Annotated in this window: 19 protein-coding genes, 1 tRNA gene and 1 pseudogene; 5 read left to right on the forward strand and 16 right to left on the reverse strand. The window is 38.3% G+C overall.

All coding sequences use genetic code 11. The features are described from left to right. Positions 1-50 precede the first annotated feature (50 nt). From WH214_RS02805 to WH214_RS02815, 3 genes are all read right to left on the reverse strand, one after another. Positions 51-1973, reverse strand: coding sequence for an acyltransferase family protein (locus WH214_RS02805; protein WP_339422183.1), 1923 nt, complete (start codon positions 1971-1973; stop codon positions 51-53). A gap of 374 nt (positions 1974-2347) precedes the next feature. Further along, entirely contained in the window at positions 2348-3067 is a 720-nt protein-coding gene (locus WH214_RS02810; RefSeq protein WP_010327509.1) for a putative nucleotide-diphospho-sugar transferase, read from the reverse strand. Positions 3068-3181: 114 nt separating this feature from the next. Further along, entirely contained in the window at positions 3182-3670 is a 489-nt protein-coding gene (locus WH214_RS02815; RefSeq protein WP_339992814.1) for a glycosyltransferase family 25 protein, read from the reverse strand. A 630-nt stretch (positions 3671-4300) separates the two neighbouring features. Between WH214_RS02815 and WH214_RS02820 the strand changes: the two genes are divergently transcribed. Continuing rightward, a complete protein-coding gene (locus WH214_RS02820) occupies positions 4301-5206 on the forward strand; it encodes a glycosyl transferase (RefSeq protein ID WP_339422181.1) in 906 nt (301 codons plus the stop codon). Positions 5207-5275: 69 nt separating this feature from the next. Continuing rightward, positions 5276-6205, forward strand: coding sequence for a lipopolysaccharide biosynthesis protein (locus WH214_RS02825; RefSeq protein ID WP_279744882.1), 930 nt, complete (start codon positions 5276-5278; stop codon positions 6203-6205). A gap of 37 nt (positions 6206-6242) precedes the next feature. On the opposite strand, the gene WH214_RS02830 is transcribed toward WH214_RS02825, so the two are convergent. Genes WH214_RS02830 through WH214_RS02845 form a run of 4 tightly spaced genes read right to left on the reverse strand, consistent with a single transcriptional unit; the run spans position 6243 to position 9754 of the window. Next, on the reverse strand, positions 6243-7166 hold the full coding sequence (locus tag WH214_RS02830; RefSeq protein WP_339422180.1) for a glycosyltransferase family 32 protein: 924 nt from the start codon (positions 7164-7166) through the stop codon (positions 6243-6245). 43 nt (positions 7167-7209) lie between these two features. Continuing rightward, positions 7210-7968, reverse strand: a complete 759-nt coding sequence (locus WH214_RS02835; protein WP_339422179.1) for a glycosyltransferase family 25 protein — start codon at positions 7966-7968, stop codon at positions 7210-7212. Beyond that, complete coding sequence (locus WH214_RS02840) at positions 7965-8948, reverse strand: Stealth CR1 domain-containing protein (RefSeq protein ID WP_339422178.1); 984 nt, start codon at positions 8946-8948, stop codon at positions 7965-7967. The genes WH214_RS02835 and WH214_RS02840 overlap by 4 nt, the downstream gene beginning before the upstream one ends. Before the next feature lie 35 nt (positions 8949-8983). Further along, entirely contained in the window at positions 8984-9754 is a 771-nt protein-coding gene (locus WH214_RS02845) for a glycosyltransferase (protein WP_279747004.1), read from the reverse strand. A 174-nt stretch (positions 9755-9928) separates the two neighbouring features. On the opposite strand from WH214_RS02845, the gene WH214_RS02850 reads away from it, so the two are divergent. Beyond that, positions 9929-11098 carry a nucleotide sugar dehydrogenase gene (locus tag WH214_RS02850; RefSeq protein WP_339422177.1) on the forward strand — a complete coding sequence of 390 codons (1170 nt, stop codon included), beginning with the start codon at positions 9929-9931 and terminating at the stop codon, positions 11096-11098. A gap of 54 nt (positions 11099-11152) precedes the next feature. On the opposite strand, the gene WH214_RS02855 is transcribed toward WH214_RS02850, so the two are convergent. The 7 genes and pseudogenes from WH214_RS02855 to WH214_RS02885 all read right to left on the reverse strand — a co-directional run bounded on the left by WH214_RS02855 (position 11153) and on the right by WH214_RS02885 (position 19401). Further along, positions 11153-12079: a branched-chain amino acid transaminase gene (locus tag WH214_RS02855; RefSeq protein ID WP_004697706.1), complete on the reverse strand. Its 927-nt coding sequence runs from the start codon at positions 12077-12079 to the stop codon at positions 11153-11155. 33 nt (positions 12080-12112) lie between these two features. Then, complete coding sequence (glnE, locus tag WH214_RS02860) at positions 12113-14857, reverse strand: bifunctional [glutamate--ammonia ligase]-adenylyl-L-tyrosine phosphorylase/[glutamate--ammonia-ligase] adenylyltransferase (protein WP_339422176.1); 2745 nt, start codon at positions 14855-14857, stop codon at positions 12113-12115. Positions 14858-14938: 81 nt separating this feature from the next. Continuing rightward, positions 14939-16207: a sensor histidine kinase gene (locus tag WH214_RS02865; protein WP_339422175.1), complete on the reverse strand. Its 1269-nt coding sequence runs from the start codon at positions 16205-16207 to the stop codon at positions 14939-14941. A 502-nt stretch (positions 16208-16709) separates the two neighbouring features. Beyond that, a pseudogene (locus WH214_RS02870) lies at positions 16710-17945 on the reverse strand (type I restriction enzyme endonuclease domain-containing protein); the annotation flags it as partial. Positions 17946-18115: 170 nt separating this feature from the next. Then, positions 18116-18244, reverse strand: a complete 129-nt coding sequence (locus WH214_RS02875; protein WP_339422174.1) for a hypothetical protein — start codon at positions 18242-18244, stop codon at positions 18116-18118. Between the two features lie 237 nt (positions 18245-18481). Further along, entirely contained in the window at positions 18482-18874 is a 393-nt protein-coding gene (locus tag WH214_RS02880; RefSeq protein WP_339422173.1) for a DUF2750 domain-containing protein, read from the reverse strand. 212 nt (positions 18875-19086) lie between these two features. Continuing rightward, positions 19087-19401 carry a hypothetical protein gene (locus WH214_RS02885; RefSeq protein ID WP_339422172.1) on the reverse strand — a complete coding sequence of 105 codons (315 nt, stop codon included), beginning with the start codon at positions 19399-19401 and terminating at the stop codon, positions 19087-19089. Between the two features lie 189 nt (positions 19402-19590). Here WH214_RS02885 and WH214_RS02890 point away from each other — a divergent pair, with 189 nt between their 5' ends. After that, positions 19591-19860: a hypothetical protein gene (locus WH214_RS02890; protein ID WP_339422171.1), complete on the forward strand. Its 270-nt coding sequence runs from the start codon at positions 19591-19593 to the stop codon at positions 19858-19860. Positions 19861-19895: 35 nt separating this feature from the next. Here WH214_RS02890 and WH214_RS02895 read toward each other — a convergent pair whose 3' ends face one another. Continuing rightward, the gene (locus tag WH214_RS02895; protein ID WP_339422170.1) at positions 19896-21203 is read right to left on the reverse strand and encodes a tyrosine-type recombinase/integrase; all 1308 of its coding nucleotides are present in this window, start codon (positions 21201-21203) and stop codon (positions 19896-19898) included. 187 nt (positions 21204-21390) lie between these two features. Then, positions 21391-21477, reverse strand: a tRNA-Leu gene (locus tag WH214_RS02900). A gap of 184 nt (positions 21478-21661) precedes the next feature. Between WH214_RS02900 and queA the strand changes: the two genes are divergently transcribed. Continuing rightward, entirely contained in the window at positions 21662-22702 is a 1041-nt protein-coding gene (gene queA / locus WH214_RS02905; protein ID WP_184118594.1) for a tRNA preQ1(34) S-adenosylmethionine ribosyltransferase-isomerase QueA, read from the forward strand. Position 22703 lies beyond the last annotated feature (1 nt).

Raw genomic sequence — 22703 nt, forward strand, 5'->3', positions numbered from 1 at the left:
CTTAAAAAGTAAATAAATACTTACTTTTTAAAGGGAATTTACAAGATTTATTAATTCAAAATTTCTTTAAAAATTGGCGTTAACAGTTTATTACCATACTCACTTAAATGATCACCATCTCGATATATGGGTCTTCCATTAAATTGACTGATGCACTCTCCATTTTTACATAAGATTTTGGCAGGATCGAGAACCTTTGCATTGCAGCGTTGAGCACTGAAGTTAATGGCATCTCTAAATTTTCTAGATCTCTGCATATAACCTATATATGGGACAGAAGTTACAAATTTAGTTCCAAGAAGCTGGTTTCTAGCTAACGTTTTGGGGACATGATTCGGCATTTCTGGGATAGGTTGCACAATATATAGCGGGTTTGTTTTTGTTATTTGGCAGAACGTCTCTTCTAATTTCAATGAAAAAATCTCAAAAACTTTTGATCTAGGCATCTCTAGATCATTATTAAAGTAAATTGCAGGTTTTTCATCTTCCACCCTACGTCTAGATGGATCTGTCTCTCCATCAATATATAAGGGAAATCTTGCAATTAGAATGATAGGAACATTTTCAAACTTTTTTGAGTTGATGAAATTAAAGCGTTTTTGATTAATCTCAGCGCATTTATTTTGATGACTGCGAAATTGAGCATCAAGTAAAAGTGGGCATGCATCATTTGTTATGAACAATATACCTTCGTGATTAAGGTTTAAACTGGCTGATACAGAGGTGCTGAGCGCTGTCGCATGGCTATCACCGATCACAATGGCCTTTATTTTTTTATCATTTCCAATTTTGCAAATATTTGAGGTTTGAATATTTTCATTACAATCATATGGATTCATATCTTCAACCTCAGAAAGTATACTTAGTACTTTATCTGAATAATGGAATTTCATCCCATCAGTTTCTTTAATAATATATCCACAAGCTAAAATAATTAGAAAAATATATAAAGGCGTAATTTTATAAATTTCTCTCCACGAAGAATATCTAGGGAAATTGATTTTTTCAATAAGTTGATAACTTAAACACCCGAGTAAAATTGAAAGTGGTATTCCATACATCCACCAATCAGGAAGCACAAAGTAGAATCCCAAGACAGCCAATGGCCAATGCCAGACATATATTGAATATGACCATTTTCCAATGTAACTAAAAATAGGATTGCTAATCAATAAATTGTTCTGGTAATTGCTTACAATAATAAGATAGGCTCCCAATACTGGAATCAATGCCATATAGCCTGGCCACGGTGTATCTTTTGAAATCAAAAAATACGAAGTGCCTATTAAGCTTAGTCCGAAACACTGTGTGCTGATTTGTTGTAATTTATTCTTTAATGACCAAGGATAGAGGAATGCTAATCCACCAAATAACATCTCCCAAGCACGACTGGTTAGTAAAAAGTAAGCTGTTTTACTGTCTTTGTATGTTGCATACATACTAAAGATAAAACTTGCTATAAATAAACTAATTACAGCACGCTTAAGATTAGTGAAATTTAAATATTTCTTCAGTGTAATAATGATAATTGGGAAAAAAATATAGAATTGCCATTCTACAGAAAGTGACCAAGTATGTAGCAACCATTTAGTATGTTCTGCTGTATCGAAATACCCACCACCTTCCGCAAATAGAAGGTTTGAGATGAATAAAGCGCTTCTTTCAATCTGTTTGCCCAGATCACTGTAATCTGTAGGCAGTAAGTAGAACCAACCAAAAATAATTAATACTGCGGATACTGCGGCAAGTACTGGAATAATACGATTAGCGCGAGCATTGTAGAATTTGAATAAGTTAAAAGAGTCTTTCTCTACACCATTAAAAATAATGGAGGTCATTAAAAAGCCTGAAATGACAAAAAAAACATCAACTCCAGCAAATCCACCAGGTAACCATTGTGGCTTGAAGTGGAAAAGTACAACTGCAAGAACTGCAATTGCACGAAGTCCATTTATATCGTATCTAAAGTTCATTTATAGCAACTTATTCAATTACAGAATGCTGAATTTTTTCAGCAAAGAGGAGAGATGTGATTCAAGAATATTATTGAGATCACTAAGAAACAACTACCTTCTATAAAAGATGTAAGGAAATCTATCTCGAAAAACACCTAGCATCTTTATGCAGATAATAGCAAAATCATAACCTCACTCAAGAATACTGCATTTCATGTGGCCCAGTCCTTGTTCAACATTATGCAAATCATTCGATAAAAGTAGGTTTTTCCTAAATCAAACTTTATGTATGGCTAGCACATAAAGTTTGGTCACTTACATTCTCTTCACATCTATGGGAAAGATTCATATCAATGAACAAAAAAGTAAAAAATTATATAAATAATAACTATCTATATTAAATCCTGAAGTTCTAACTGTATATCGATCCCCAATTGTTTCGTACGAGCATTAACAACAGCATGTCGAGTCAAAATTTTCCGTGTACTTTTAGCTAAATTTGTTGAACGCATAAACCAGCGGTAAAAAGCATTCCTACGCTGATATTTTTGAACCCAACGCTTATCACGACTGGCCTGTAAGTGCTCAATAGCAGGCTTTACAGAGTCTCCATATGCTTTTCGAGAGGTATCAAAAATGAAAGTATACTCAGGAGGAAGATTTTTCAATGTAATTTTCTTTTCTTCTACCCACTCAAGTATCAACTTCTGAAGAATAATTTGATCCCACACATCAGGTTCAGCCAACATCCTTTTCTCCCACTCATCCATAAGAAGGTATGCATTAGGCGTATTATTGATGAACATTGTTCCACTTAATAATCGATTACCATTAATAAAATGAATTGCAATATCTTCAGTAATAGAATTAAAATACGGTTTAATATCCTCCAGAATAATTGCATCAACATCAATATAAAGAACTGGCTCTTTTAATTTTCTATGAAATTCAGCAATAAAAGAAGGCTTTAATGCAATAATTCTCTGCCATTCATCTTGAGGTAGGCTTTCAAAATGAAATTTTATTCCAAATTTTATTGCAGAACATTCTAAAATTTTGGCATGTTTCGTATAAAGACTATCATCCGTATGAAATCCAAAAATTGTTAGCATGAAAGCCCTATATATATAAATAATAAAGAATAATCTTAAATAGTCATTGGGGCTTCGTCAACGAATAGGAAGTTCAAAATAACCAAATTACATAAATTCAGATAGCCAGCAATACTATCTGAATTTAATTTTAACAATATATTCCACCTTCCTAAAGCGTATCAGTTGAGCTAAAAACTGCCTAAACTCTTTTGTAAACTTACCTTTAAGCGTTAACCTTTCCTCAACTTTAGAAATATTTACTTTTCTTAATTTACGCTCTTGTGCTAAATAGCTAGGTAGACTGGTTTTGCCTCTCATTAAGATAAAATCTTGGACAGAAAGCGCGGGTAACATTTGATAAACCTTATGTTCACCACTCACTAGATAGTCTTTAAACATAATATGATCGATTGGAATTAACTTATTATATTCTTTAATAAAAGCCAATAATGCACGAGCACCCTGATTTGACAAAATATAGCCCCCTGTCCCCATATTCTTTGATTTAAAAGCAACCAATTTTCGAGTAGATGACAGGATACGCTTTGAATAAATAGAAGCACTTACTTTGGGATAAAATGCTTCTACTTTTATGATATGACTATCTTTTGGAACCCACACTCGGTTCTAGCTAGAAATAGTTGCCGCCTGTTGTCCTAAATGAATATCATCTTCAAATATACCAATGAAGTCTAGATTGTCATCACTGCTTTTTACCACAGTACAACATAGCTTAATAAACAACCAATTTCACTAAGCTTTAAGTCTAAGCTCCCGATATCTAAAAATAAATCTTTTGCTACCTGATCAATTAAATCAGGAGTAATTGCATTAAAAAAACTGAATACTATTCCTTACTTACTAAATTCCGATGTAATATGTTCATTCGCAGAAACGAGACTAATAACAAAGTTTTGCATAATTGTACTGAACGATTTGTACAACTAAAAAGGATTCATACGAGCGTAATCTCATATTTTCAACTATTTTACAGTATTTCGCCCAAGATTCATACAATCTTGAACTACCAATTACCCTATCTTACTTTCAAATGCATCTTATCTCACCTCACAACAAATACCACTAAGCGTATGATTTTAATAACTATAAAAATAAGAATTTTCAATACACTAGAAAAGTTAAAGTAGTATAATTACAATAGCAATTTAAACATGGGTATGCAGTTTATTAAAGATAGTGATTCTCTTTTAATTGCACTCATTCTTACCATTTATGAAAAGTGTTGTCAAAATGAATAGTGAAGTAATTCAAGTATTTGTAGGTTGTGATCCAAATAATTGTGACTTAGAACAAATGATGGTGCTTGAATACAGTCTTCGTAAGCACACTTCTCATCCTGTAAACATTACCTGGATGCAACTTAGTCACGACACAAACAGTCCTTGGTATACCAATCAGACAACAAGTGAGGGATGGCGTACAGAGAAATGGGCTACTCCTTTTTCAGGGTTCCGTTGGGCCATTCCGGAATCGTGTAACTTCGAAGGTCGCGCAATTTACATGGATGCCGACGTCATTGTACTTTGTGATATTGCAGAGCTTTGGTCTCATCCAATGCAGGACGATGCCATTGTTATCGCTAAGGGCGGCAAAAGCTCAGCACGCCTATGTACTTGTGTATGGGATTGTGAAAAAGCCAAACAATATCTTCCAGCATTGAAAGACATTCAAGCCAATCCAGATGCACATAAGAATTTAATGCGCCTTCTAAAAGAAAAACCAAATCTCGTACAACCTTATCAAGATTCTTACAATAATATTGATGGCGAAGGAATGTCGATTGAACAAATCAAAATTCTACATTACTCAGATATGGGCACGCAGTTCAGTCATAAGTATTCATTAACTCGTCTTGAAGCAACAGGCCAAAAGCACTGGTTTGATGGTGAAATCATGCCTCACCCTAGGGCAGATCTAATAGCACTTTTTGATCAATATTATGACGAAGCGCTAGCTGCTGGATATAAACCAGAACAATATATGATTGAACCTTTTGGTGCTTTTACCAAAGCAACTCAAGCCAACTATCACGGCAATAAAATAACACGCCCAGGGCAGAAAGAATCTTGGTTCACTCAAAAGCTCAATAAATTAAAGTCTAAACTCAGTAGCAACAAATTTAGACTAGATGACTAAAGCTTAAAGTGACTGTTTTAGTCACAACTTAGCCTATTTTTTAAAACGTTCAACCTTAATGACTTATTTATGATTCCTAAAAAGCTACAGACCTTACAATTATTTTTTTCAAACTTGTGTTTTAGAAATATTTATAAAGTCGTTTACAAACTGAGTCATTCAAATCAATACAAACATAATCGCCGTTTTTGGCCGTATTATCAGGTTGAACGTGATACTGAAAATGGCTTACAAAAACTTTTTTTCAAACAGAAGTTAGTCGTCGATAATACGCAAGCCGTTTGTACAAAAAACAAGCTATGCATGATGATTGCAACTGGGCCATCAGTCCAACAGATCCCTCCCGAAGCTTTTACCCGCTCCGATATAGATTATGTTGGATTAAATGGCGCAATTTCGATGCCTAATGTTGTGTTTAAGCATTATGTCATTATTGACCACAATTTCGTTGAGAGCCGTTTTGATTTGGTGTTGAAAGTTCTCAATAGCAATTGTACGTTTTACACTACGCCACGTTGTTTAGATCTGATTTTACGAAAAGTTTTATTTCAGGATATCCAATGCAGCATTAGAGTCGTAGAACCTATTACTCGCGGTGAAATTGAACCAATCTTACAGCCTAAAAAAGCTGTCGACATGCAAAAAAATTATTTCTTTACCCACAATGAATTGGGCTTTTCAACTCAAATATATACCGCAATCTTTGATTATTTTACTGTGGCCTATGTTGCACTACAGATTATTCATTCACTCCGCTATCAAGAAATTTACTTAGCTGGCTTAGATATGAATAATTTTACCCAACCGCGTTTCTATGAGAGTGCTGAAAATAAACAACCAACCCTTTTAGACAGATCATTAGATTTCACCTTACCAGCCTTCGACTTAGCAGCACAGTTCTTTAAGGCTCAAGGAATTACCGTATATAACCTTTCCGAACATAGTGCTGTGGAGGCATTTCCAAAAGTAAATGCAAAGGATTTATTTAAATCCCCATAAAATACTTCAAATGTAAGGTTATTTTTACGAGTACTGACTAAAAATCTAAAAGTGAGTTCTCAAAATATTGCCCTCGAGTAAAATGCCTATCCAGTATTTTACGCTCTTTCCCTGCTAGCTTTATAAGATTCGGGTATTCCTCTGGAGCCTCACAAATAGCCAGATCAATTAGGGTCTTTTCCTTGACCCATTTATTCTTCACTTGATAGAAAAATGCATTCTCATCACAATTGATTAAAACCATACTCGGCGATATATCACGCATCACTTTCTGACATGCAACATAAGCCACGAGGTATTCTAAGCGACCTATATGCTGGAAATAATCTTGAGAATTATCATAGTTAGATTGAATATATTGAATATATTGTTTTGGCCCGATTTCAATAGCGCTAAAGAGTTCCTTAAACCATAATTGATAAAATGGATTGTGTGCTACGCTAGCCAGCAACCAGTTTTCGATTACTGGATAATCAGCTAATATGGTATTTTTTTTCCGATAATAGGCAAAACTTTGCGTTTGTGTTTGCTGGATGAGCTTTTCAATCCAATCTAATTTTTTATAAATAATAATACTCGCATCTAACCAAATCCCACCATAATGATAAATTAGGTCGAACCGAATTAAGTCTGCACGTTGTTGAGATGTTGCCTTCTGCAAAATAGGTGAAGTTAAATCAAAACTTATAAAATCCGCAACATTCTTTGGATTTAATAAATTCACGGTATAGTCAGGATGTAATTTCTCAATACGATCAATACAATGCTGAACCAAAGCTGGCATATTCCCTTCCCAATAGATCCATATCTTTTTAGGTAATTGAACGCCTTTATTCTCAGGCTTGGCCTGTAAAACAAGCAGATCTGCATAGTTGTCTATGTCATCACATTTATATCGTTGCTTTAAGTTAAGCAGTGTATAAAACTTTAAAATATAAAATATTTTTTTAAAAATTTTCATTTTAGTCGATCATTTAGCCTTGTACCAAAACACCCGAAGACAATTAAAAATATTTATGCTTCACCGCATAAAACTTATCACGCCACATCCGTTTTTGTTTTTTGATGCCATAAGAAATATCTCGACCTTCTTTTTCTTTGCGAGAAATGCCCTGTGCTGCCACAGTTCCTAAAATATCACTGTCTAAACCAGCGGGCCTTACCAAGGCTGGCCATACACTCAAACCTTTACCATTTTTACTGAGCCAGGTTTGGAAGAAAATATCGACAGGCATAGTCATTGTTTTTCCTACCTGTATAAAAGCTTGAGCACCTTGGCGTGACCACACCAAACCTAAACCACGGATGGGGAAATAATAAGCATGCCATAAACTCATGCCATCAATATCAGTAATATCTTTGCTCAATTTTTTCTTTTTGGCTGCAATGTTAATCAGATACCAATCCAGCTCTTTATGCTGATCGAGATACTCAATCATACCATTAAGTTTGTCTTTGAAGTCTTGGTTGATTTTCATATCATCTTCAAGTACCACCAAATAATCAGCATCCGTGCTTAAAAATTGTTCCGCACAGCCATAATGACTTAAATAGCAGCCCAATTCTGAATTCATCAATCTGCGACCGAGTACGTCGTTCGCCCCTTGATCATCGTAGTTTGCAAATTCAGTTAAATCTTTACCACGACCATCGACTGCAGAAAAGCGCTCAAAAGGCCAGTTGACTTGATTCAGCTGCTGCGTTGCTCGCTCAAGTCGTTCTTGACTGCCATCCAAATTAATCAAATAAGTAACAACTTTCATGATGGACTCTTAAAAGCAATAGATTTAGGTAAATAGTCTTTAAATTTCAAATTCAAAGCTGATGATATTTTTTGAAATTGTTTCTCTTCAAATTGATCTAAACTTTGGATACAACCAAATTTAACATTAGAATTATTCAAATTTTTTAAAAATAATTCAATTGATGTTTCATTTTTCAAATATGCAATTTCGATATCATTAAAAAGCTCAGCTTGTTTGTACTTAATTTTTAAATGATTATTGAGCCCTACAGGTAAAAACTGTAAGGCACTACGAAAACGATAAGAAATTTGCTTTTCTAAAACAGCTGGGTGGGCTTCAAAGTATTTTTGAAATAATATTTTATCTAAAACATGTGGACGATGATGAATCTCAAAATAACGGCTCATCCCACACAACTCCGCACTCAACACCTGAGCAATCGTATATTTAGGCATTAAGGGTTTAGCAAAATATTTATTCAGCTCTTTACGTATATTAAATTTAGTCTTAATTAATAAATTATTAGCCCAGTGTCCATAAATTTTAATACAATCATCCACCAAGAAATCACTGATTTTAGAAGGTGCATTAAAGAAAAAATCGTCATTTAAATAAATGAAATATTGCGATAAGTTTGGAATATTCCAAAGCATCGTTTCAATTGTCAGTGAATTGAACGTAGGTAAATACTGCTGGTAATTTCTAAAGATTTCTTGATGATCAACCACTTGAATTTGACCAGGGCTACAGAGTCCTTGTGCTTCAAATTCCCCAACAAAACTAGGTTGTTGATGATCCGTTATAATGTATATTGTCCCGCAATAAGGAACATATTTCAGAATTGAAGCAATCGAAAAATAGATTTCATCATTATGGGCAAATCGAGTGTCTTCCGCGGCACCTTTTACAACATTTTCAGGCTGAAATTTCTGACGTTTCAATCGATGACTTTCATCACTTCCATCAACCCAGGCAATAACAAAATCTAGTTTTTTCATAATTTTCTAATCAAAAGTAAACCAACATTGGGTTTTTAATGCCAAGCCTCTTTAATCCAATCTGATGGCAATACATAACGATACCATTTACCACCACCACCATTTACTGCATCAGGTGGGTTAATTTCCCCATGGAAAACAATAATTTTTGCACCTTCGGGTTTTACTGGTGCTTTAAAGTACGCCAAAGGTATTTTTTGCAAGCAATGATACTTATAACTTTTACACCAACTGTCAGGCCAGTAAGAGAGCTTTTTCTCTTGATCGACATACCAAGACAAATAAGCTTGCTCATTGCGGAACTTTTGACGAATTTCATCAAAATGCTCACGAAAATATGGCATCAATCCAGGAAAAGCACCCAACTTAAAACGGTAAACTGAACTATTCCCCGTAATACGCCAAGGACGCTTCCAGTCGTGAATAATCAGAAAATCCCCAGAATGGGTAAAGAAACTATCGATGTTATCAACAATCACGACATCCAAATCTAAAAAGAGCGCATTGCCTTGTAAACCATAAAGATCTGGCTCAAACGTAGACAATTTATTCCAGCCGCGTTCAGGACTCCCCTCTGGAAGTGCTAATGGAGGAATAGGAAAACACTGTACAGCAGGATCAATACCATCGGTACGGTCAGTTAAACACACCATTTTAAAGTCAATAGTAGTATGGCGTTTTACCATGTTATACAAACGATTAACGTAGTCCGAACCATATTTGGTTCCCCACTTCATACACAGCACAATATTCTGATTTTGTTGCTCTGTCGTATTTAAAACGTCATCATTTTCATGTAAAGACATGCTTGAAACTACCGATCTACATAGTATTTTGCATCATAACATAGTCTCGGTTTGATTAAAGATTAGAGCCATAAAATCCCAAGTAATTACACGGTAATTAAACTGAAATGTATTGTTCATTTACATGACATCTTGTTCCTGCACCGTAATAAAAAATAATTCAGAATCAACAGAATGAAAATTACAGTGGTCGGTTTAGGCTATGTTGGACTCTCTAATGCTTTGATTTTAGCGCAGCAGCACTGTGTCACTGCATTTGATCTCGATGAAAATCGTATTCATCAGTTAAATCAAAGAATCTCCCCAATTCAAGATAAAGACATCTCATTATTCCTAGAAAATGACAAGCTTCATTTTAAAGCAACATCAAATAAAATAGACAGTTACATCAATGCTGAGGTTATTCTAATTGCAACGCCCACCAATTACGACACCATTACCAATCAATTTGATACTTCAAGTGTGGAGCAAGTCATTCACGACATCCAACACACCAACCCGCTTGCGACCATAATCATTAAATCAACAGTGCCTGTCGGTTTTACACAAAGAATGCGACTGCGATTTAACACAAACAATATTATTTTTTCACCAGAATTCTTACGTGAGGGCAAAGCACTTCAGGATAATCTTTACCCTTCTCGAATTATTATAGGAGAGCAATCGGAACGTGCTGAAACATTGGCACAACTCTTTCTTAATAGTGCTATTAAAAAAGACTGCCCTGTACTATTTACTCACTCGACTGAAGCAGAGGCTATCAAATTATTTGCCAATACTTATCTCGCCATGCGTGTCGCTTATTTCAATGAACTTGACACCTATGCACAAGTTTTTGATTTAGATACTCGTCAAATTATTGATGGCGTGTGCCTTGATCCGCGTATTGGAAAGTTTTACAACAACCCTTCTTTTGGCTATGGTGGATATTGTCTCCCTAAAGACACTAAACAACTTTTAGCAAATTATGAGCAAGTCCCAAGTAACTTAATTCAAGCGGTTGTAGATGCAAATAGGACCCGTAAGGATTTCATTGCTGAAACGATTATTCATAAAAATCCCAAAGTGGTTGGTATCTACCGGTTGGTCATGAAATCAGGATCTGATAATTTCCGCTCATCCGCAATTTTAGGGATTATGCGCCGAATTAAGGCGCAAGGCATTAAAGTGATTATTTACGAGCCAAATATTTCAGAAAAAAAATTTGCTAATAGTAAAGTTATTCGCGATCTAAAAAAATTTAAGCAAGTAGCTGACTTAATTATTAGCAATCGTCAAACATCAGAACTAAATGACGTCCAAAATAAACTCTACACTCGCGATATTTTCGGTATCGATGACTAAACTACAGAGCAACAAAAAAGGGCTCCAAAGAGCCCTTTTTTTTCATCGAACCACTTATTTTACATAAGTCAACCAGTGTGCGTATTTCGGGTCTTTACCCTTAACCGCATTAAAGAATGTGGTTTGAATTTGTTCAGTAATAGGACCACGCGTACCTGAACCAATTTCACGGTCATCATATTCACGAATAGGCGTCACTTCAGCAGCTGTACCTGTAAAGAATGCTTCATCTGCAATGTAGAATTCATCACGTGTAATACGACGCTCAACCACCTCATATCCCAAGTCTTTTGCGATGGTAATAATGGTTTGACGCGTAATACCATCAAGTGCACCACCTGCAATGTCAGGTGTATGTAAAACACCATCTTTCACCAAGAATACGTTTTCACCAGAACCTTGGCATACATAACCTTGAGGGTCGAGCAACATTGCTTCGTCATAACCTGAATGTGCCACCTCTTGGTGAGCTAAAATCGACAAGGTATAGTTACCTGACGCTTTTGCTTTACACATCGTCACGTTTGGATGATGGTGAGTAAATGATGAGGTCTTCACACGAATACCTTTCGCCATTGCTTCATCACCGAGGTATGCACCCCAGCTCCATGCCGCTACTACTGCATGAATCGTATTGTCTGTTGCAGCAATACCTAATTTTTCCGATCCAATAAAAATAATTGGACGCAAGTAGCAAGACGCTAATTTATTTTCACGAACCACATCAATTTGAGCTTGCTCTAGTGTTGCTTGATCAAATGGAACTTTCATTTGATAAATTTTTGCAGAGTTCAATAAACGCTTAGTGTGTTCTTTTAAACGGAAAATAGCCGTGCCATTCGGTGTTTCATAGGCACGGACACCTTCAAACACACCCATGCTGTAGTGCAAGGTATGTGTTAGTACGTGAGTTTTTGCCTCACGCCAGTCAACCAATTGTCCATCTTGCCAAATAAAACCATCACGATCAGCCAAATTCATGACACACACTCCAAATTTATATATACAGTCATGTTACCCAATGCTCAAGATTGAGCTTGGATCAATTAATCTTTGCCATAATTTGCAAACGATCACTCGGGTATCGCGCCAGTCCGCAGCATTTACTTGCATGGATTGATTCGCAAGGGCTAAACGGTGGCTCTCGGCTCGTTCACTGAGATAAGCTTGAATCAATGCAGTCGCATCGTCACTGGATAAGCAACTGGCTTTTGCGGCATCTTCAAGGATTCGTACATTGTCGGAATAATGGGCAAGATCTGGATGAGATCCGCTCCATGCCAACACAGCATACTGTGCCATAAATTCGATATCGACGATACCACCTGCGTCTTGTTTTAAATGAAAAATTCCATCTTTTTGTTGTTCTTTAGAAGAACCCAAATGGTCTTTCATTTTTTGACGCATCTTCAGCACTTCAGCACGTACGTTTTCCTCATCTCGTGGCTGCGTCAAAATCCGACAGCGCAATACTTCAAACTTATCACGCAAACTTGGCTCACCCGCAATCGAACGAGCACGTACCAAGGCTTGATGCTCCCAGACCCATGCATTTTTCAACTGATATTGCTCAAAGGCTTTTAAACTGGTGACCAAGACCCCCGCTTCACCCGATGGACGTAAGCGCGTATCTATTTCATAGACCCGACCATCAAGGGTCTGCGTGGTCATCAACGACATAAATTTCTGCGCAACACGCATTGCAAACTCGAACCCACTGATCGACTTCAGCCCATCGGTATCGGCTTGCTCATCCATATAATGAATAAAGACCAGATCTAAGTCCGAGCCATAACCAAGCTCAATCCCACCAACTTTACCATAGCCCACCACAGCAAATGCCAAATGATCAATCGAACAGCGCTGCCCTTCAACATCGAGCGGATAACCATGTTTTTTTGCCGTCATTTGATAGGCTAAATTTAAAGTTGTACTGACCGAAACTTCTGCAATATCGGTCAAAGCATCGGATACTTTCATCAACGGACTTTCAGCCAAGACATCACTGGCTGCAACCGCCAATACATTGGATTTTTTAAATAGGCGCAGCACACGCATCAAATCCTCAACGTCATCAAGCTCAATGCGAAGCAACTGTTGACGCAACGAATCTTCCAAATCTTGACGGCGCGGCAGCTCAAAGTCCATGGACAAAAATTCATCCAATAGCACTGGATAATGGGTCAATTCTTCACAAATCCACGGACTTACGGTTGCCATTTTCACCAAGCGCTGTAACGCCCCTTTACTCTCAATCAACATGACCAAATATACGGTGCGCCGCATCACAGACTCGACCAAAGGCATGAGGCGAAGCAGCGCAGCTTGCGGCTTATCTGACTGTAAAATCGCTTCAATCAAATGCGGCCAAAACATTTTTAAACGCTGTACCGCTTTTGCAGGCAGCTTTTTCAGCGCATGACCATTCCAAAATTCATGAATGAGGTTTTTTGCATTCGCATCTAAGACCTCATTTAACCTCGCTTCTAACTGGCTAAAACTTTCTACGAAAGGGTCATGTTCTTTTTCTTTAATTAAATGCTCAAATTGGTAAATAACTTTGGCGCGCTTTTGGTTTAAGTGCTCAATAAATGCATCCCAACTGACAAAACCCAAGGTGTCAATCATCCTTTGTCTGAGCTCTGGTTCTGTTGGCAAAGACTGGGTTTGTTGATCATTTAAGGCTTGAATTGCATGTTCTACACGGCGCAGAAATAAGTAGGCATCTTCCAGCTCACTGACCGCTTGCCCATCCAGCAAACCCACTCCACCCAAATGATGTAAGCTCACTAAACATTGACGGTCTTGTAATTCTAATTTTGCCCCACCATAAATCAGCTGAAAAACCTGCACAATAAATTCGACTTCACGAATACCGCCCGCACCCAGCTTAATATCATCTTCGATATTGCGGCGTAACACCTCACGCTCAATCATGGCTTTCATTTCGCGCATGGCTTCAAAAGCGGTGTAATCGACATACTTACGGAACACAAAAGGACGAGTCATGTCCAACAACTCATCCCCCTCTTTACCCCCTGTCACAATCCGCGCTTTAATCCACGCATAGCGCTCCCACTCGCGCCCATGTTGGCTTAAATACTTCTCCAGCGCAGCATGACTAATGGCCAATGCAGAACCATCGCCCCAAGGACGCAAGCGCATATCCACACGGAAGACAAAACCATCAGCCGTGATATGGTCCAACAAGTAAATAAGCTTCTGACCCCACAAAATGCAAAACTGCTGTACATCGATGCATTTACGACCATCAGTTTCGCCTTGCTCATCAAAGGCAAAAATCAAGTCGATATCACTGGACAGGTTCAGCTCTTGTGCACCGAGCTTCCCCATCGCAACCACAATTAAATCTTGAATTTTATGGTTATAGCCCACAGGCTGACCATGTTTAGCCACCAATGGCGCTAAGGCAAATGCTTTTGCAACACAAATGGCCGCATCGGCAAAATCCGATAACTCTCGCGTTAGCGTCATCACATCGATCAGTTGATTGGCATCCTGCCAAATCCAGCGAAACATTAAACGCGCACGTAAAATTCGGATGGTGCGCATCCATGTAGTTTCATCACTGATCTCTTTTAAGCTATTTTGAACGACATCAAAAATTTGTTCGGTGGTCAATGGCTGAGCAAATTGATCAACTGCATAATCTTGTTCAAGATAAACCTGATGTATAGATAGGACTTGTTCCGCATATTGACTTGCGCGCAATGTCTTTTGCAATTGCTCAGCATTCATGATCGACTCTTTCGCATTGTTTTGGTTATTTATAACAGCAGATCATGAGATTAGGCGAATTATTTTATAAGAAAAGTATGATTATTCACTAAATTCTTGCTGGGATGTCGCGAGTGACAATGCTTGATGTGCACTGTTCGAACGTGGCAAGCTAACGATAAAAGTTGAACCGACACCTTCTTTGGATGTGACTGAAATTTCACCTTTATTCAAACCGACAAACCGCTTACACAGCACCAGACCTAGACCCGTACCTTTCTCCCCAGCTGTCCCCTTAAAACTAACGGTTAGTTTCGGTTCAAACAACGATTCGATTTGCCCCAATGTCATACCTAGACCCGTATCTTGAATGTAGATATCGATAAAATCATCACGTTGTTTGGCATCAATCGTCACAACACCTTCGCCATGCATATGGGTAAATTTCAGCGCATTTGAGACCAAGTTTTGGATCACCGAGGTCACCATATTGATATCTGCAAAAATTTTTAAATCATCGGGGACACGGTCAATCAGTTGAATATTTTTATTGATAGCCAACGCATGCAACACATCAAAAACGATTTGAGAGGACTGCTTAAGCTTGTAATGGATGGGGTGATAAACAAAGCGCCCGCCTTCTGCCATCGCCCAATTCAGTAAACTCTCCAACAAGCTATAAGTCGACTGTGCGGTATCATGCAAATAATCTGCAATGCTTTGCACACCAGACTCATCCAAACTTTTGCGCTCTTCAGCCAACACTTCTGAGAAACCAATTAAGCCATGAAAAGGCGCTCTTAAATCATGTGCAATAATTTGGAAAAATTTGGTTTTACTGACATTCATGGCCACCTGTTGCTCATACAACTCTTTGAGCTCCGCATTTTCCATGCGCAAATGTAGCAGATTGAGAAAACCAGAGGCCAGTTCATAGACATTTTCTACAGCATCCTGCGTAAAAGCGTCCAACTGTTCATCAAAGAAAATCACTTGCCCCACGGATTTATCCGATGCCTTTAAATCCAATGCGATGATCCGCTGATGTTTAAACCCTAGAGCACTCACCTGCTGAGAAAGATGATGATAATGGCGATGTAGGGTATCAATCGTGATATCCCCTTCAAAATGATTAGAAAAATTGGCTTCAGCGGGTAACCGAAAAGCATTGAATGCATGTTTGCCCGCATACCAACTATAAGGTTCATTGCTAAACGTTAAAATTGCGGCATGTGCACCTAAAATTTTTCGCGCAAATTTGAGAAAGCTTTTAATTTTATTGTCATTACTGTTCACGCCCAATAACAAAGATAAGTGACAAGCACTTAACTGTTCTGTATCAGATCCGACATCTAGCAATTGAATACCCATTTCTGCCTCATCTTTTGTGATTTTTTCGGCACAAACCTATTATTTACTTCTATTTATTAGCAAATTTTCAGCATTAAAACAATATAAAAATACAACAATACAAGCGTGGCATTTAACAAAAAAATCAATTATGTCAGACTTTTATCTTATGACTACTTTCTCTTTTTGAAAATTCGTTATTTATCAGAATGATTAAAACAAAATTTTGAATCCATCATATGAGGAAATAGTCAACCAAACCCACACCGAACATTCAATTGCTTTAAGCTACCCGTAAAGTTTTACGGCGATTTGATTCAAATCTTAAATTTCAGGCAATAAAAAACCCAAGACTGAATATGCTTGGGTTTTTTAATATCTGGTCCCCGAGGGTCGGACTCGAATCGACACGTCATCTATTTGACACATAAGCACTTTTTGTAGTGTAGCATAGGCTCAGGTACTCATCTAGGTACTTATTCGCAAAAATGAGTACCTAAAGTTATACCCCCAAACTACAAAGTTAAGCTGCTTCTGCGAAGCCCTCAGCTAGCAATTCTGCTTGTTCAAGAACAGTCTCTGTAGCCAACAATGCCATATCAGGCGGATAACCATACTTTTTCAAAAGTCGCTTCACAATGACTCTTAGCTTCGCTCGCGCAGCTTCTTTAATTGTCCAATCCAAAGTGACATTCTTTCGAATAGACTCAGTGAGCACTACAGCAAGTTCTCTTAGGATCTCTTTCTGCATTAGTTCTCTTGCACTGTCATTTTCAGCGACAGCAGAATAGAAGGCATATTCGTATTCAGTAAGGTTTAACTCTTGAGCCAACTTATCAGACTCTTGAATGGCTTTAGCTAACTTGATTAGCTCATCAATGACTTGTGCTGCTGTAAGGACTTTGTTTTGATAGCCCTTAATAGCTGAGCTCAACATATCCATGAGCTTCTTGCCCTGAGTAACACTGCGATGTCCACGCATCTTAATTTCATCACCCAGTAACTTCTTTAAAGTTTCTAAGGCTATGTTCTTATGCTGATAGCCTTTCATTTCTTGCATGAACTCATCTGAAAGAATTGAAATGTCAGGCTTTTGAATGCCTGCTGCATCAAAGATGTCAACGACTTGCTCTGTTACCAATGCTTCATCTATGGTTTGTTTTACCTTGGCTTCAAGCTCTGAATTACTTAAACCAGTTATATTGCCTGTGCCATCTCCAAACTTAGCTAAACGTGCTTTCACTGCTTGAAAGAATGCCACGATATGTGCAGCCTCCATTGCTGATGGGTGTGGTACTGCCAATCCAAATGCCTGAGACATAGCAGCTACAGCATTTAAAAAACGTGTTCTTCCCTGCCCTTGATCAACACCTAGAATGTGATCTTCAGCTTCCAAAATTATGCTGAGCTTTCGAGAAGTCGTTGCAGTGAAATATTCTCGATAGTCATAGCCGTGCATGATGCCATCTAGTACTTCCAACTTCTCTTGTAAGATAGTCGCTGCTTCACCTTGGATGAGAGCAGGATCACCTTTACCACCAGCTTCTGAATAAAAGGACAGTGCTTCTTTAAGGTCAGAAGCAATTCCCAAGTAGTCAACCACTAAACCACCAATCTTGTCTTTATACACTCGGTTTACTCGTGCAATGGCTTGCATGAGGTTATGACCTTTCATTGGCTTGTCGATGTAAAGCGTATGCATACTTGGTGCATCAAAACCAGTTAGCCACATATCACGAACAATGACGAGCTTCAGCTTTGCACGATGAAACTCTTAACCTTTATCGTGTTCGTAGTTCTAGTACTGATCTGTAGTTCAGCATACTAAGACTAGGTTAGGGCAGTTGGAGCTGCTCTAACTCCATAAATGTATACCAATTCAGAGCACGTACGTAAATGGATATGCAAGATTACCCGGCTAATTTCATTTCATTCACGTACAACGATGTTATAGCCCACGTTATCCAGTTGAATCTGTACTATTGGCTTATCACTTTGGATTGGAAGCCATGTCATAAATGGAATGACACATAGAATTACTTTGTACTTGCTTCTCATAACTTTACTGCCTTTGTTGTTTGTCCATCCTAATCATTCCAGTAATGGTGTTCTGGTTTGTTAGGTAAAATCGAGCCCTACAGGGGGTAACACCATTGAAACTGTTGCAGGCATAAAAGTTGAGTGGAACTGTTCCCATAAAAAACCACCTGCATTGAGGTGGAGTTTATAAAGATGATGGAAACAAGAAAAACAATGTGGCTTGTAAAAACTAATTAATACAAGGCTCTAAAGATTTCAGTATTTATCTAATTCATCACTGATGTCCCTAACAAATTGCTTAAGGCTAGGAGTTGTGCCTAGACCACTAGGTGTCATAAACACAGCAACCCCCATACCACCATCAGATAAGCTTTCTACATGGTTATGCATGAAATCCTCTAAACTAACAGCGATAGGTTGCCCACCATCACATTCATCTGCATATAACTGCGCATATTCTTTTGCAGGCCAAAGTGGGAGTAATTCACTTTCATCCTCATCACCAACTAAATACCAACCATCGTCTGTTCCTAAGACCCAAATTACATCATTACCAACTACTTCTTTTATGAAGTGTCGATAACGCTTTTCCCCATCAAGTGCAAGTACGGCCTTGATTTGTTGCTCAGAAATTTTAAAGTCACTCATAACTATTCCTCTTCAGGTCTCAATGACTGTTCTTATTTTTGGATCATTGTGCTGTACAACATTTAGTTCCTTATAATGCAATTTAGAGTGTTTATAAAGCTTCACTAAGTTGATGAGCAGCATAGAAAACTTACATTGGCATCGCACAGCCTATCAGCTAAAAATATAAAGAGAACTCCTTAGGCCTTAACGGACCTAAGGAGTAAAAGGCATCATTTCAAGAAGTAAAAGTTCGTATACTTTGCACCAACACTTTTCATGATCTTCTTTTCATCAATTAACCAATTTAGCCTTTCTCGAACTTTATCTGAATTCATTACACCCGAAAACTGATCATTTAGTTCTGTTGTGCTACGCCCCATTCGACCACCAGAAGCAATGAATGCAATAATGGCATCAAACTCTTTTTCAAGTTGCCGCTGCGCTATTGGGTATTTAAGCTCATACACAGATATAGAGTCTATCAACTTATTCAATTCACCAAAGACAGGATCAAGTAAAGCTAGCAAGGTTGTTTTAGACATCATAAATTTTCTCATGAAAAATTTAGGACTCGAAATTGTAGAAACAAAATACAAAAGTCAAATATTATTGTTTTTCAATATCTTAAGCAATTAACCACTTACTTACTTTCCACTAAAATGAAATTTGGTAGTCCAAATTTACCTATTGTAAAATAGCTTCACCTTAAATAATCAACATGGATGTTGAGCCCTATGAACACTTCAAACGAAGATGCAATAATACGCAAATCAGTAGCGGCAGCAATTGAAATCATTGCTCAGAATACCCCTCTCAGAGAGACACCAGTAAAATCTACATATGTAGTCAAGCCTGAACATCACAGGCATATAGATACGATTGGTAAAGTTACAGGACAAACCAAGCAAGACCTGTATTCATCAGCAGTAGATTACTATCTAAAACATCAACTATTTTTGGATGATATTCCTCTCGAACAAGTTAAAGCCCTTGCAGCTCTATAATAAACAAAGGCTCTCCAAATGGAGAGCCTTCTTATTTACGCGATCACACGTTTAAACTCTATAACATTCTCACCATTTACATAGGTATAAGGAGCTACATATCCATTAGCTTCTATATCTATCAAATACTGACTCCACCATTCCATCATGCGCTTACGCTCATATAAATACTCTGCAACATGCGTGTAAGCACTCACCACATTATTACGCTCTTGATGGCTCATCTGCTTCTCAATGGCATCTCGCTGAAACAAACCACACTCCCCTAATGCAGAACGTGCCATGGCTCTAAAACCATGAAAACAAAGTTCCTTCTGCGTGTCATAGCCCATACGCCGTAGTGCATAATTAAAAGTATTCTCACTAAGAAACGGCGTATGCTCATAAGCACTTGGAAATACAAGCTCAGAACTACACCCTAATTTTTTTACCTTAAGTAATATTTCTACAACTGGTTCAGACAAAGGGATGATATGGGGCTCTCTCATCTTAGAACCACGATCTGAATGTTTTACCCCCTTCACAATGTCGCGCTTTGCAGGTAGAACCCATTGCCTCTTCACCAAGTCTATTTCACCCCATCGTGCAAACCTCAACTCAGATGAGCGTATGAAGATATGTAAGCTTAGCTCTAAGCACAGTATAGTCAGCACATAGCCTGTATCAGCTCTAATCCTTTGGATTAACTCAGGTAGTCGTTGAAGTGGTAATGCTGGTCTATGATTTCTAGGAGCCGACAGGTCAAGGCTCTCCATTTCTCTTGCATGGTTTACCTCGATATAACCATACTGAACTGCATAACTAAAAATGAGTACAAGATCAGCCCTAATTCTTTGGGCATTATCAGCACTCTTCTCATAAATATGGTTTAAAACCAAACGCAGGTCTTTAGGTCTAATCTCATCTATGCAGCTTGAACCTAACATTGGAAACAGATGGTTTTCAAGTTTACGAATGCGCTTATGCTTGATGTGCTCTTCTAATGGTTTCCGCTTAGCATACTGTTCAAGCCATGCTCTGGATATTACTTCCAATGAGTTCGCTGCTCTTGAGGTATGCTCTCCTCGACCAAGAACCTCATCAAGTTCTTTGCCTTCAGCTACAGCTCGCTTGTACTCTACTCGCCTCTCTCGAGCGAATGCTAAAGTGATTTCAGGAAAAGTACCTAGCTTTAATTTATGAACTTTACCGAAGTTGTCTTTTATTCGAAGCATCCAAGTTTTTGTACCAGAAGGACGTATAACCAAGTAAAGACCATCACCATCAAATAGGTTGTATTCTTTTGCTATTGGTTTCGCTTTTTCAACTTGAGATGCTGTTAGAGGTTTAATTGTTCTAGCCATGAGATTCCATAATGAGTACCCAAACTAAATTCAGGTACTCATTCGGGTACTCATTTTCCGAAGTGACCACCTAAAAAGTGGCTTATGTGATCTCAAAGATGCAGACTAGAATTTCATGCAAGCATTTGTTTTTATGAAATAAAAAACCCCTTGAGTCTGTATATGCTCAAGGGGTTTCCTTTTCATCTGGTCCCGAGGGTCGGACTCGAACCGACACGTCATCTCTGACAGCGGATTTTGAGTCCGCCGCGTCTACCAATTTCACCACCTCGGGAAGGTGTTGATGCGTATATTAAACTTTTTGAAAAACTTGTCAACGTAAGTTGGTGGTGATTGGCTATTTTTAAGTCATATTTGATTTTTTAGCTTTATATTTGTGCAATTTCAGCGTTTTTCTGCAAAAACGCATATACTAAGCACAATTTTGACCTCCCTTATTTTGACGCTGCTTTCCCATCATGCAACTTTCTGATTTTAATTTCGACCTCCCTGATGAACTCATTGCCCGTTATCCTTTAGACACACGCAGTGCTTCTCGACTATTACACCTCGATGCTCAAGGTCAACATCATGACTTTCAATTCACCGACATTTTAGATTTGCTCGATGCTGGTGATTTACTGGTCTTAAATGACACCAAAGTGATGAAAGCACGTCTCAAAGGCAAACGTGCCAGCGGCGGAGCTGTCGAAGTTCTGGTTGAACGCATGCAAGATGCATTTATTGCACACTGTCACATCAAAGCCAGCAACACCCCCAAAGCCGGCGCTGAGCTCTTTATTGGCCCAGATGCCGTTAAAGTCACGGTGCTAGGTCGTCATGAAAATTTATTTATTGTGGAGTTTTCCCAGCCAATTTTAACGGTGCTGGATTTATATGGACAACTACCAATTCCTCCATACTTCAACCGTGAAGCTGAAGCCATTGATACCGAGCGTTATCAAACAGTATTTAATGATCCAACCAAGTTAGCCAGTGTCGCTGCACCTACCGCAAGCTTACACTTCGACCAAAAGCTCTTGGATCAACTCGAAGCCAAAGGTATTCAGAAAACTTTTGTCACTTTACACGTGGGTGCTGGTACTTTTCTGCCTGTACGTACTGATGATATTGCCAATCACATTATGCACAGTGAATGGTGTGATGTTCCAGAGCACGCCGTTGAGCTGATTCGCCAAACCAAAGCTCGCGGCAACAAAGTCATCTCAGTTGGAACAACCGCCACCCGTGCCGTAGAAAGTGCGGCTCAAGCGCATCAGGGTGAACTGAAAGCGTGGACGGGAGATACTCAAATTTTTATCTATCCAGGTTATGAGTTCAAAGTGGTGGATCGTCTTATCACCAACTTCCATCTGCCTGAATCGACCCTTCTGATGTTAGTTTCAGCGCTGTCAAATCGTGATAATATTTTGACGGCTTATCAACATGCGGTGGCCAACCAATATCGCTTCTTTAGTTATGGCGACGCCATGTTAGTCGACCAACTTCAACCCAAATAAG

The sequence above is a fragment of the Acinetobacter sp. MYb191 genome (assembly GCF_037572605.1).
GTDB lineage: Bacteria > Pseudomonadota > Gammaproteobacteria > Pseudomonadales > Moraxellaceae > Acinetobacter > Acinetobacter johnsonii.

What these genes read in the sequence shown, in the direction of transcription:
- WH214_RS02830 (WP_339422180.1), bottom strand. Translation starts at nt 7,166, where the DNA reads ATGAAAATTTTTAAAAAAATATTTTATATTTTAAAGTTTTATACACTG.
- WH214_RS02810 (WP_010327509.1), bottom strand. Translation starts at nt 3,067, where the DNA reads ATGCTAACAATTTTTGGATTTCATACGGATGATAGTCTTTATACGAAA.
- WH214_RS02865 (WP_339422175.1), bottom strand. Translation starts at nt 16,207, where the DNA reads ATGGGTATTCAATTGCTAGATGTCGGATCTGATACAGAACAGTTAAGT.
- glnE (WP_339422176.1), bottom strand. Translation starts at nt 14,857, where the DNA reads ATGAATGCTGAGCAATTGCAAAAGACATTGCGCGCAAGTCAATATGCG.
- WH214_RS02840 (WP_339422178.1), bottom strand. Translation starts at nt 8,948, where the DNA reads ATGAAAAAACTAGATTTTGTTATTGCCTGGGTTGATGGAAGTGATGAA.
- WH214_RS02880 (WP_339422173.1), bottom strand. Translation starts at nt 18,874, where the DNA reads ATGAGTGACTTTAAAATTTCTGAGCAACAAATCAAGGCCGTACTTGCA.
- WH214_RS02825 (WP_279744882.1), top strand. Translation starts at nt 5,276, where the DNA reads ATGATTCCTAAAAAGCTACAGACCTTACAATTATTTTTTTCAAACTTG.
- WH214_RS02885 (WP_339422172.1), bottom strand. Translation starts at nt 19,401, where the DNA reads ATGATGTCTAAAACAACCTTGCTAGCTTTACTTGATCCTGTCTTTGGT.
- WH214_RS02820 (WP_339422181.1), top strand. Translation starts at nt 4,301, where the DNA reads ATGAATAGTGAAGTAATTCAAGTATTTGTAGGTTGTGATCCAAATAAT.
- WH214_RS02895 (WP_339422170.1), bottom strand. Translation starts at nt 21,203, where the DNA reads ATGGCTAGAACAATTAAACCTCTAACAGCATCTCAAGTTGAAAAAGCG.
- WH214_RS02805 (WP_339422183.1), bottom strand. Translation starts at nt 1,973, where the DNA reads ATGAACTTTAGATACGATATAAATGGACTTCGTGCAATTGCAGTTCTT.
- WH214_RS02845 (WP_279747004.1), bottom strand. Translation starts at nt 9,754, where the DNA reads ATGTCTTTACATGAAAATGATGACGTTTTAAATACGACAGAGCAACAA.
- queA (WP_184118594.1), top strand. Translation starts at nt 21,662, where the DNA reads ATGCAACTTTCTGATTTTAATTTCGACCTCCCTGATGAACTCATTGCC.
- WH214_RS02875 (WP_339422174.1), bottom strand. Translation starts at nt 18,244, where the DNA reads ATGAGAAGCAAGTACAAAGTAATTCTATGTGTCATTCCATTTATGACA.
- WH214_RS02890 (WP_339422171.1), top strand. Translation starts at nt 19,591, where the DNA reads ATGAACACTTCAAACGAAGATGCAATAATACGCAAATCAGTAGCGGCA.
- WH214_RS02850 (WP_339422177.1), top strand. Translation starts at nt 9,929, where the DNA reads ATGAAAATTACAGTGGTCGGTTTAGGCTATGTTGGACTCTCTAATGCT.
- WH214_RS02835 (WP_339422179.1), bottom strand. Translation starts at nt 7,968, where the DNA reads ATGAAAGTTGTTACTTATTTGATTAATTTGGATGGCAGTCAAGAACGA.
- WH214_RS02855 (WP_004697706.1), bottom strand. Translation starts at nt 12,079, where the DNA reads ATGAATTTGGCTGATCGTGATGGTTTTATTTGGCAAGATGGACAATTG.